This is a genomic window from Brackiella oedipodis DSM 13743, from assembly GCF_000621025.1.
GTDB classification, from domain to species: Bacteria; Pseudomonadota; Gammaproteobacteria; order Burkholderiales; family Burkholderiaceae_B; genus Oligella; species Oligella oedipodis.
In genome coordinates this window covers 371,331-382,109 of record NZ_KK211206.1, presented here as the reverse complement: position 1 = coordinate 382,109, position 10,779 = coordinate 371,331, and the positions used below count along the sequence as shown (strand labels likewise).

The following is a 10,779-nucleotide window of genomic DNA, read 5'->3' as shown; positions in this document are numbered from 1 at the left end:
TTAAGGAGTTTTGAATGACAGCATCTATTAAGAATCATCAGTGGCGTCTTAAATCCCGTCCAGAGGGTCGTCCGACCGAAGAGAATTTCGATTGGGTCGAGGAATCTGTACCAGACATCAAAGACAATGAAATCTTGCTTAAGGTGTATTACTTGTCTTTGGATCCTTATATGCGTGGGCGCATGAGCGCGGCCGAATCCTATGCTGATCCTGTCCCTGTAGGTGGGCTGATGAGCGGTGGCACGGTTTGCAAAGTGCTTAAATCCAATCTCGACAAATTCAAAGAGGGTGATTGGGTGCTCTCATACAGTGGTTGGCAAGAGTATGCCGTCTCTGACGGTAAGGGGGTCACCAAGCTGCCAGACGATATCCCTAAACCGTCGTATGCCCTAGGCATTTTAGGGATGCCGGGATTTACCGGTTATATGGGTCTGACCGATATTGGTCAGCCACAAGCGGGTGAGACGGTGGTGGTCGCGGCGGCCACGGGGCCTGTCGGTTCTACCGTGGGTCAAGTCGCCAAGATCAAGGGGGCGCGGGCAATTGGGATTGCCGGTGGTCCAGAGAAATGCCGTTATGCGGTCGAGAAATTTGGGTTTGATGAATGTATTGACCACCATGCCGATGATTTCAAAGAGCAGTTAGCCAAGGTCTGCGATAAGGGTATCGATGTCTACTACGAAAACGTCGGCGGTAAGGTGTTTGAGGCGGTGTTCGATCTGCTCAATCCACGCGCCCGTATCCCATTATGCGGCTTAGTCTCTAGCTACAACAATACTAAGGATTCACCACCGAGCATTCATCTCAATGCCGATCAGCTCATGCGCAAAATCCTCACTAAGCGCTTGACCATCGAGGGCTTTATTGTCTTTAATGAATACCGCGAGCACTACCCAGCGTTTATCAAACAAATGTCACAATGGATCAAAGAAGACAAGATCCATGTGCTCGAACAAGTCGTCGAGGGTGGTCTACAAAAAGCACCTGAAGCCTTCCAAGGGCTTTTAGAGGGCAAGAATTTTGGTAAAATAGTGGTTCAGGTTGCCAAAGACTAAGTCCTTCTTACCTAGTTACCTAGTCTTCACAAGGTCAGAATCCGTGCGGGTTTTGACCTTTTTGTTTGCTAAGTGCAGTGCTGAAGCTTGTCAGCGCTGGTGCGAGAGGCTCACTAGCGGTGCACTAACGGTGTTTTGTGCAGCGATGGCGGGGAGTCAGTCGCGAGCGGTCTGAGGCTGCTTGGCTTCTGACTGTAGTCCTTATAATCTTAATTTACATATTTAATCGTCTATCGATGGCTGAGGTAGGCAAGCGTGCCCCAAATGAGCGATAAGTCTTTTAGCTATGTTGATCACCAACACTTTATGCAGTTGGCCTTGGCACAAGCGCAGTTGGCGCTGGCGCAGGGCGAAGTGCCGGTCGGTGCCGTGATTGTCAATGCTCAGCAGGAGGTAGTGGCTAGCGGTTATAATCGCACTATCACTGACCAGGATCCCAGTGCTCACGCCGAGATGGTGGCTTTGCGTCTGGCGGCGCAGCGACTAGGTAATCATCGTCTCAATGGTTTGCGGCTTTATGTCACGCTCGAGCCCTGTACCATGTGTGCCGGAGCCATTTTGCATAGTCGGATTGAGCATCTTATTATTGCGGCCCCAGACCCCAAAACAGGCGCTTGTGGTGGGCACTACAATGTCCTGGCTAATCGAGCGCTTAATCCTCACTGCCGCGTGACTATGGGGGTGCTGCAAGAACCTTGTCAGCAACTGCTGCAGGATTTTTTCAGAAAAAAACGCTCATCCCTTTAACTCTCGATTTTTATTCCATACCTATGATGTCAGACAATCAACGTGCTACTTCTCAAACAGAGTCTATGAACGCTGACTTTGATGCCTCGCAAACCGAGTTGCTCGGTGACGAGCCGATGATCGGTCCGTATAAGGATAATCTGTCTTTGTATTTAATGTCACCTTCTAGCGGTCTAAAGAACCCTAGTTTGGTCAAAAATGCGGTGCAGACCTTGGAGAGTATGTACTTTACGGTGCAATGCGATCCAGCCCTGACGGCTCAAGACACACGCTTTGCGGGCACGGATGAAGAGCGTCTGCAAGCCTTTACGCGTGCCGCGCAATCCGATGCCGAGGTGGTGATGGCTTCGCGCGGCGGCTATGGCATTAGCCGTTTATTGCACCGTATTGATTGGCAAGCCTTGGCGCGCCAGCCCAAAAAATACATTGGCTATAGTGACTTTACGGCCTTTAACCTGGCTTTGCTCGCGCAAACGGGGATGCCGAGTTTTACAGGACCGAGCATGACGGATTTTGATCATGATGGTTTTGAGCCACTGAATGCGGAGCTATTTGTGGAGTCCATGCGGGGTGAATTAGAAGTGCTTAATTTTGAAGCACCGAATTCTGATGTTGTCGATGTGCGTGGCACTTTGTGGGGCGGTAATTTAGCCATTATTACGTCTTTACTCGGCACGCCGTATTTTCCGGATATTTCGGGTGGGATTTTATTTCTTGAGGATGTGGGTGAACATCCGTATCGCATTGAGCGCATGATGACTTCGCTCATGCACAGTGGTGTGTTAGCCAAACAAAAAGCCATTGTTCTCGGGTCTTTTTCAGCCTATCATCTGCAACCTCAAGACCTTGGCTATACGATTGCGCATGTCTGGCAATGGGTGCAGCAAGCCACGGGTTTACCGATTGTGCGCGGCTTGCCTTATGGACACCTCGAAGTGCGCGCGACCTTACCGATTGGCAGGGAAGTGGGCTTGGCCAGTGATGGCAAAATGGCCTATTTATTACTCGATGAACACGATCACAATCACGCGCATGGCGATACAGATGCGCACCATGACTAATAGAGGTTTGCATTGATTTCTACATCTAATCTAACGATTCAGTTTGGTCCTAAGCCCTTATTCGAAAACGTTAATGTTAAGTTTTCTGATGGTAATCGCTATGGCCTTATCGGGGCTAATGGCGCGGGGAAATCCACTTTCATGAAAATCATTGGTGGCGAACTTGAGCCGACCCAAGGCTCAGTCACGCTCGAGCCTGGCCTGCGCATGGGTAAGTTGCGTCAAGACCAATTCGCTTACGAAGACTATAGCGTGATGGATGTGGTGCTTATGGGGCACCAAGAGATGTACCAAACGATGACTGAGCGCGATGCGATTTATGCCAATCCCGACGCGACCGAAGATGATTATATGCGTGCAGCCGAGCTTGAGGCGAAATTTGCGGAATACGATGGTTATACCGCCGAAGCTCGTGCGGGCGAGTTGCTACTCGGGCTAGAGTTTGCCGTTGATCAGCATCATTTGCCGATGTCAGAGATTGCGCCTGGCTGGAAATTGCGGGTCTTATTGGCGCAAGCCTTGTTTAGTAATCCCGATGTCTTATTGCTCGATGAGCCGACCAATAACTTGGATATTAATACCATTCGTTGGCTCGAGGATGTGCTTAACAACTATCAATGCACCATGATTATCATTAGTCATGATCGTCACTTTTTAAACCAAGTCTGTACCCATATGGCGGACTTGGATTATGGTGAGTTGCGCATTTATCCGGGCAGTTATGATGACTATATGTTGGCCTCTGCCCAAGCCCGCGAAAAAGCCCTGGCGAGCAATGCCAAGGCCAAAGAAAAAATGGCCGAATTGCGCGAGTTTGTGAGTCGGTTTGCGGCCAATAAGTCAAAATCGCGTCAAGCCACGTCACGTCTCAAACAAATTGATCGGATTAAAGCGGAGCAGGTCGAAATCAAACCCTCCTCACGCCAAAACCCTTTTATTCGTTTTGAGGTCGAAAAAGTCTTGCATCGCTTAGCGGTCGAGGTCGAAGGTTTATGTAAGTCTTACGATAAGCCGGTCATTAAGGACTTCTCAGCCATGATTGAAGCAGGTCAAAAGGTCGCGATTGTGGGCGCCAATGGTGTCGGTAAATCCACGCTGTTACGCTTGTTGGCACAAGATATTGCGCCCGATGCGGGCACGATTAAATGGTCTGAAAATGCCAATATCGGCTATATGGCTCAAGATGTCTCGGATCAATTTCAGGCCGATGAGAATCTCTTTGACTGGATGACCGAATATCGCCAGGCCGGTGATGATGATCAGGTGATTCGCGGGATTCTAGGACGTTTATTATTTTCTGCCGACAGTATTGCCAAAAAAGTCAATGTGATTTCCGGGGGCGAAAAAAATCGCATGACCTTTGGTCGTCTGATGCTCGGTAAGCACAACGTCTTGTTGCTTGATGAGCCGACCAACCATTTAGATATGGAGTCTATCGAATCCCTGCAATATGCGCTTGAACTCTATAAAGGCACGTTGATTTTTGTGTCGCACGACCGCCAGTTTGTGACGGGTTTGGCCGATAGGGTGATCGAGATTTTACCGAATGGCAAAATCATTGACTACATGGGTACTTACGAGGAGTACTTAGATAGTCGTGAGCAATATATTGCCGAATGAGTACTGAGTATGAATTAGCGGCGCCGCAACAATTCGAAGAAGAAATCAAAAAAAGTCGTTTTATTGCGCTCGCCGCGCCTGTCACTAGCGCTGAACAAGCACTGGACTTTTTTGCCCAGCAGCATCACGCCGATGCGACTCATAATTGTTGGGCTTATAAACTGGCTCGTGATTATCGTTTTAATGATGACGGTGAGCCCGGTGGTACGGCGGGACGCCCGATTTTGCAGGCGATTGAGGGTAAGGACTTAATCAATACGGCTGTCTTGGTGATTCGTTATTTTGGTGGTACTAAGTTGGGGACGGGCGGCTTGATCCGAGCCTATGGGGGGTGCGCCGCGAAATGCTTACAAACAGCCGAGCGGCGAGCCATTATTCCAAGTACCCAGGTGTTTTGTACCGCGCTTTACAGCGATATGGATTTAATTAAATCCCGTTTAGTCAGTCCTGAGGTACTGATTCTCTCAGAAAATTTCAATAACGAGGGGGTGGAATGGTGGTTGCAGATTCCTAATACCTTGTTAGCCACGGCTCAAGAAAACTATATCAATCTGACACGCGGGCAGGGCATTTGGCGGCCTGCCACAGAGGATTAATGCCTGTTGGTGTGTTGCTGAGCGTCAGCGATCGAATCCTTAGTGCCTAGACGAGCCCTTTGATTGTGAATTGTACGTTTATTTAACCACTCGATCCCGATGACAAAAACCCCCAAGCGATAAACTTGGGGGTTTTTGATTTAGCGTAGGGTGTTACGCTGCAGGCAGTCTGCAGGCCATAATGCACGCAATAGCCCCTTAGTTGGCTTGTTGGCCTTTAGCTTGCGCTTGCTGCTGCTCTTGCTTGGCAATGGCTTCGTGCACTTCTTGCATATTGACTTCCTTGATTTTTTGGATCAATTCTTCGAAGTTTTGTGGGGGTAAGGCACCTGCTTGATTAAAGAGCAGGACGTTTTCACGAAAGGCCATTAGTGTTGGAATTGAGCGGATTTTAAGGGCAGCGGCGAGTTCCTGTTGCTCTTCTGTATTGACTTTAGCAAAGGTAATATCGCTGTGTTTATCAGCGGCCTCTTCAAAAGTGGGAGCAAATTGTTTGCAAGGACCGCACCATGGCGCCCAAAAATCAATAATTAGCGTTTTGGCGTCTTTGACGGTGTCACTGAAATTCTCTTTGGTGAGTTCAATAATGCTCATAAATTAATTCCTATTTTGTTGAAGGCTATAGCCTTACAGTTTAGGGTTAATCAGTATTATTCAAGTCGGTGTAACAAATAGTTGCATTTGTAGGGCGAGTTCTCGCAAAAACAGCCGCGCGAGGCGGCTGTCATCAATGGCGTTAGCGTCTGCGCTTATTCTAAGGTATAGCGCAATACAAATAAGGCCGCCACACAAATCGTGGCCGGGTGAATTTGTTTGAACTTACCCGTGCAAACATTCAAAATCACGTAACTAATAAAGCCAATCCCAATGCCTTCGGCAATCGAGTAGGTAAATGGCATCATGAGCACCGTCAGGACGGCAGGAATGGATTCGGTGGATTCGAGCCAATTGATTTCTACAAATTCTCGTAGCATCAGCGTCGCCACAAACAATAAGGCCGGTGCCGTGGCATAGGGTGGAATAATGCTAGCGATCGGCGCAAAGAATAAGGCCAATAAAAACAGCACCGCAATAACCACGGCGGTTAGCCCCGTGCGGCCACCAGCCTGGGCTCCGGCAATGCTTTCAGTATAGCTAGTGGTGCTACTGGTGCCTAATAAGGAGCCGCCTAAAATGGCAATGCTATCGGCAAATAAGGCCTTGCCGAGACGATTGGGTTGGCCCTCTGGCATCAGGTTAGCGCGTTTGGCAACACCGATGAGTACGCCCGTGGCGTCAAAAACCTCGACGAGCACAAAGACCAAAATCACATTAATAATGCCTTTGTTGAGCACGCCCAACACATCCAATTGCAAGAAGGTAGGGGCAATGGAAGGTGGCATTGAGACAAATTGTGAGGGCATTTCACTTAAACCCAGGAGCGCCGATAGCAGTGTGATGCTGAGGATGCCGATCAAGATGGCAGCCTTGATGCGGTAGTAATCAAGAATGGCGATGAGAAAAAAACCGAGTAGCGCGAGCAAGACAGGATATGAGGTTAAATCCCCAATCGTTACGAGGGTGGCTTTGTTTTCTACGACCAGGCCGCAGGATTCGCCCGCAATCAGTGCCAAAAACATGCCAATGCCCGCCACAATGGCTGAACGCAAGGACACCGGGATCCCTTTGATCAGCCAAGCCCGCACGCCCGTCGCGGTCAAGAGAATAAAGAGTACCCCTGATATAAAGACGGCACCTAAGGCCTGTTGCCAGGAGTAACCCATGTGTGCGACGACGGTAAAGGCAAAATAGGCATTGAGCCCCATGCCGGGTGCCAAACCCACGGGCCAATTGGCCACAAAGGCCATGATTAAACAGCCTAGAGCGGCCGCCAAGCAGGTGGCGACAAAGACAGCATTTTTGTCCATCCCAGTGGTGCCCAGGATTTGTGGATTGACAAAAATAATGTAGGCAATGGTGATAAAAGTCGTCAGGCCGGCTAACAACTCGGTCTTGACAGTGGTATTATGTTGTTTAAGTTTAAATAAAGCTTCCAGCATTTGTACGGCTCCACAGCCATTCGATGTTTGGGGTCAATAAAGTTTTCAAATTGTAACCTTTTTGGCTTGGTAAACCGTTAATACAAGCTAAATTTGCCTGTAATTCTTACAAAATTTCCCGCTAAACCCCTGAATTTGTGGTGAAACGTCTCAGATTTACCACGCTCAGGGGATGTTTATTAAAGATCAAGCAGTATATGTATATTTTAGGCTTTGAGAGTTCCTGTGATGAAACGGGCGTGGCCCTTGTGCACACCGAAAAAGGCTTGATGGCCCATGCCTTGCATAGCCAAATCGACATGCATAAGGCCTACGGTGGCGTGGTGCCCGAGTTGGCTTCGCGCGATCATATTCGGCGCGTGGTGCCACTTACGCGTCAAGTGTTGCAGCAAGCAGGCGTCAGTCTGGCTCAGGTCGATGCCATTGCTTATACCGCAGGGCCGGGTCTTAATGGGGCGTTGTTAGTGGCCGCGAGTGTCGCACAAGCCTTGGCGTGGTCCTTGGATTTGCCCGCCATTGCCGTCCACCATTTAGAGGGGCATTTGTTGTCACCCTTATTAGCAGAACCTGCACCGAGTTTTCCTTTTGTGGCCTTATTAGTCTCGGGCGGGCATACGCAAATTATGAGGGTTGATGGTGTCGGTCAATACGAGCTACTGGGAGAGACATTAGACGATGCTGCCGGTGAAGCCTTTGATAAATCCGCTAAACTCATGGGTTTACCGTATCCGGGGGGTGCGCATCTCGCTAAGTTGGCCCAACAAGGGGACGCCAACCGTTTTCAATTGCCAAGGCCCATGCTGCATAGCAAGGATTTTGATTTTAGTTTTAGTGGTCTCAAGACCGCGGTCTTAACCACTATTCGTAAACTAGAAGCGAGTGACGCGCTCGATCAGCAAGCGCTGGCCGATTTGGCGGCGTCCGTACAAGCGGCGATTGTCGATGTGCTCGGCAAAAAAGCCATTAAGGCTCTACAAGCTACGGGGCTCAAGCGCTTAGTGGTGGCGGGCGGCGTCGGTGCTAATCAACAATTGCGCCAGTATTTGCACGCACAGATGCAAAAATTAAGGGGTGAAGTCTTTTTTCCACCCCTTAATCTTTGTACCGATAATGGCGCCATGATCGCTTTTGCGGCTGCTCAACGTATTCGGGCAGGCCTGATCGATTTACAAGATCCTGCCTTGCGCACGTACCAGTTTAAGGTTCAACCTCGTTGGGATTTAACACAGGTTTAAGGCTTTTTTGACCAATTTTAGACTCTGTGCCATTGCGCAAATTGCGGATATTTTGTTTGTGGTTATAAATTAACCATGAGGTAATAATCAGGAGGGCCACAAAATACTGCGGCACCCAAGTGCCAGTCCAGATGCTCAATACCAAATAACAAATCGGACTGGCGATGGCTGCCACAATCGCCGCCAAGGATGAATAATGAAAAACAATGGCGGTAAATAACCAAATCAGAATCGCCACCATGGCAATTAAAGGATTCATGAGTAAAAGCACGCCCACCGCCGTGGCGACGCCCTTGCCGCCTTTGAAGCGCGTAAAGAGTGGATACACATGGCCAGCAAACACCATAATCGCGGCGAAGGCAATCCACTCCATATCAAAGTCTCGAGTAATCAAGATATAGCGCGCGATATACACAGCGAGCCAACCCTTGAAGGCATCAAACAATAAGGTCAGTGCCGCTGCGCCCTTGTGTCCGGAGCGTAAGACGTTGGTAGCCCCTGGATTGCCAGAACCGTAGGTACGTGGGTCTTGAAGTTTAAAGAGCTTCGAAAAAACAATGGCAAAGGGAATGGAGCCTAGCAAATAGGCAAACACCGCTACCAGAAGGCCAAGGAGGATTGAGTTCATAAAACTGTCCAAATGGTTTATTATGCTATGGATTTTAGCAGATAAAATAGTGCTGTAACCTAGGGATATGTCTGCATAATAGGTACTAGCTAGGCTACAATAAAGAATTACACTAAACCTGATTCTCATGAAAAAGAAAATCCTCCTGACCAATGATGATGGCTACAATGCCAAGGGTTTAGAGCTCCTTGCCAAAGCCCTGGAACCCATTGCTGATGTCACTGTGTTTGCGCCCGAAACTAATCACAGTGGTGCTTCTAACTCTCTAACCTTGGTGCGTCCACTCATGATTCGCCAAGCGGCCAATGGTTTTTATTACGCTAATGGCACGCCCACAGATTGTGTGCATTTAGCACTTACAGGTTTTTTACAAGAACCGCCTGATTTATTAGTCTCGGGCATCAATAATGGCGCCAATCTTGGCGAGGATACCTTGTATTCAGGTACGGTGGCCGCCGCTTCCGAGGGTTACTTATTTGGCGTGCCCTCAATTGCTTTTTCTCTAGTCAAACGCGGTTGGGAGCATATCCAGCCAGCGGTCAGAGCCGCAGTTCACATTATCCAAAAGCAGCTTGAACAACCGCGCCAAAATCCCATGCTCCTCAGTGTCAACATTCCTTCCATTGCCGAGCATTCTTACAAAAAAATCCGTGTCACGCGTCTGGGTCGGCGCCATCCTTCCCAAAAGGTCATCCCGATCCAAAGTCCCAATGGTGAGACCATGTATTGGATTGGTGCCGTCGGCCAAATCAAGGACAAGGCCTTCGAGACAGATTTTGCAGCGATCGAGGATAACTGTATTTCTATCACGCCTTTGCATTTGGATCTGACCAATCATGCAGAGATTGCACTCACCAAAGATTGGCTGAACTCGGCATGAAGAAAAACCCCTTTGTGTATCGGCCGCATTTAGCCAAAGCCAAACAAGCTCAGCAGGAGAGGGCGTCAAGCCCCACTAAGCTCATGTTTGTGCCGCGCAATAGTAGTACACGTATTTTGTCTGTGTCTTCGAATGCCGACTTCAAGAAACCCATTGCGCCATTGCCGCTGCACCAAGCCCCCAAGCCTCTCGAGGCCATAGATCTCGGTCTGACCTCAGCCCGTTCGCGCGATCTCATGGTTGAACGCCTGTATCGTCAGGGTATTCGTGATGAACGCGTCTTACGCGCGATGCAGCAAGTGCCTCGTCATTTATTTGTGAGTCAGGGCTTGGCCAGTCGAGCCTATGATAGCGATGCGTTGCCGATTGGCTTTGGACAGACGATTTCGCAGCCTTGGGTGGTGGCGCGTATGATATCTATGGCGCTCGAGCAGCGGCCAGCGCATCGTGTGCTAGAAATCGGTACGGGCTGTGGGTATCAAGCGGTGGTTCTGAGCAAAATATACAAGCAGGTTTATACGATCGAGCGGATTCAGGGCTTATATCATCAGGCGCAACACAATATTGCACAATTATCGCAACCGCCTAGACTCCATATGAGTCTGGGAGATGGGCGTTTAGGGTGGCCTAAACAGGCGCCCTTTGATGCCATTATCTTAGCGGCGGCTGGCCTAGAAATCCCTCAAGCCTTGCTGGAACAACTGGCTGTTGGTGGCGCCTTGATAGCGCCGCGTGGCGGTGAGACTCAGCATTTGGTACGAATGACGCGCACCTCCACGCATAACTGGCGTGAAGAAATCCTAGAAAAGACGCGCTTTGTGCCGCTATTATCTGGTACACAAACTTAATTTATTTTACAATCACTGTAAATCTCTATCAGTACACAGAGAGTTTATGGTTTAACAACAGGTCGATTCA

11 protein-coding genes are annotated in these 10,779 nt (G+C 49.1%); 8 read left to right on the top strand and 3 right to left on the bottom strand.

Going from position 1 to position 10,779, the window contains the following annotated elements; translation table 11 throughout:
• Positions 1-14: 14 nt before the first annotated feature.
• The 5 genes from Q335_RS0108240 to Q335_RS0108220 all read left to right on the top strand — a co-directional run bounded on the left by Q335_RS0108240 (position 15) and on the right by Q335_RS0108220 (position 5,079).
• Positions 15-1,055, top strand: a complete 1,041-nt coding sequence (locus Q335_RS0108240; RefSeq protein WP_028358211.1) for an NADP-dependent oxidoreductase — start codon at positions 15-17, stop codon at positions 1,053-1,055.
• A gap of 264 nt (positions 1,056-1,319) precedes the next feature.
• Positions 1,320-1,802, top strand: a complete 483-nt coding sequence (gene tadA, locus Q335_RS0108235) for a tRNA adenosine(34) deaminase TadA (protein ID WP_028358210.1) — start codon at positions 1,320-1,322, stop codon at positions 1,800-1,802.
• Positions 1,803-1,867: 65 nt separating this feature from the next.
• Complete coding sequence (locus Q335_RS09845; RefSeq protein WP_245588299.1) at positions 1,868-2,863, top strand: S66 peptidase family protein; 996 nt, start codon at positions 1,868-1,870, stop codon at positions 2,861-2,863.
• Between the two features lie 12 nt (positions 2,864-2,875).
• Entirely contained in the window at positions 2,876-4,483 is a 1,608-nt protein-coding gene (locus Q335_RS0108225; protein ID WP_028358209.1) for an ABC-F family ATPase, read from the top strand.
• Entirely contained in the window at positions 4,480-5,079 is a 600-nt protein-coding gene (locus Q335_RS0108220) for an IMPACT family protein (RefSeq protein ID WP_028358208.1), read from the top strand. The genes Q335_RS0108225 and Q335_RS0108220 overlap by 4 nt, the downstream gene beginning before the upstream one ends.
• Before the next feature lie 198 nt (positions 5,080-5,277).
• Here the strand turns inward: Q335_RS0108220 and trxA are convergent, their stop codons facing one another.
• Positions 5,278-5,673 (bottom strand): thioredoxin, encoded by a 396-nt coding sequence (trxA, locus tag Q335_RS0108215; RefSeq protein WP_028358207.1) that lies wholly within the window; start codon positions 5,671-5,673, stop codon positions 5,278-5,280.
• A 155-nt stretch (positions 5,674-5,828) separates the two neighbouring features.
• The gene (locus tag Q335_RS0108210) at positions 5,829-7,118 is read right to left on the bottom strand and encodes an NCS2 family permease (RefSeq protein ID WP_028358206.1); all 1,290 of its coding nucleotides are present in this window, start codon (positions 7,116-7,118) and stop codon (positions 5,829-5,831) included.
• 197 nt (positions 7,119-7,315) lie between these two features.
• Between Q335_RS0108210 and tsaD the strand changes: the two genes are divergently transcribed.
• The gene (gene tsaD, locus Q335_RS0108205) at positions 7,316-8,353 is read left to right on the top strand and encodes a tRNA (adenosine(37)-N6)-threonylcarbamoyltransferase complex transferase subunit TsaD (protein WP_028358205.1); all 1,038 of its coding nucleotides are present in this window, start codon (positions 7,316-7,318) and stop codon (positions 8,351-8,353) included.
• Here tsaD and plsY read toward each other — a convergent pair.
• A complete protein-coding gene (gene plsY, locus Q335_RS09840; RefSeq protein ID WP_051532412.1) occupies positions 8,316-8,981 on the bottom strand; it encodes a glycerol-3-phosphate 1-O-acyltransferase PlsY in 666 nt (221 codons plus the stop codon). The genes tsaD and plsY overlap by 38 nt on opposite strands.
• Before the next feature lie 127 nt (positions 8,982-9,108).
• Between plsY and surE the strand changes: the two genes are divergently transcribed.
• Both surE and Q335_RS0108190 read left to right on the top strand, forming a co-directional pair.
• Positions 9,109-9,861, top strand: coding sequence for a 5'/3'-nucleotidase SurE (gene surE, locus Q335_RS0108195; RefSeq protein WP_028358204.1), 753 nt, complete (start codon positions 9,109-9,111; stop codon positions 9,859-9,861).
• Positions 9,858-10,709 (top strand): protein-L-isoaspartate(D-aspartate) O-methyltransferase, encoded by an 852-nt coding sequence (locus Q335_RS0108190; protein ID WP_028358203.1) that lies wholly within the window; start codon positions 9,858-9,860, stop codon positions 10,707-10,709. The genes surE and Q335_RS0108190 overlap by 4 nt, the downstream gene beginning before the upstream one ends.
• Positions 10,710-10,779 lie beyond the last annotated feature (70 nt).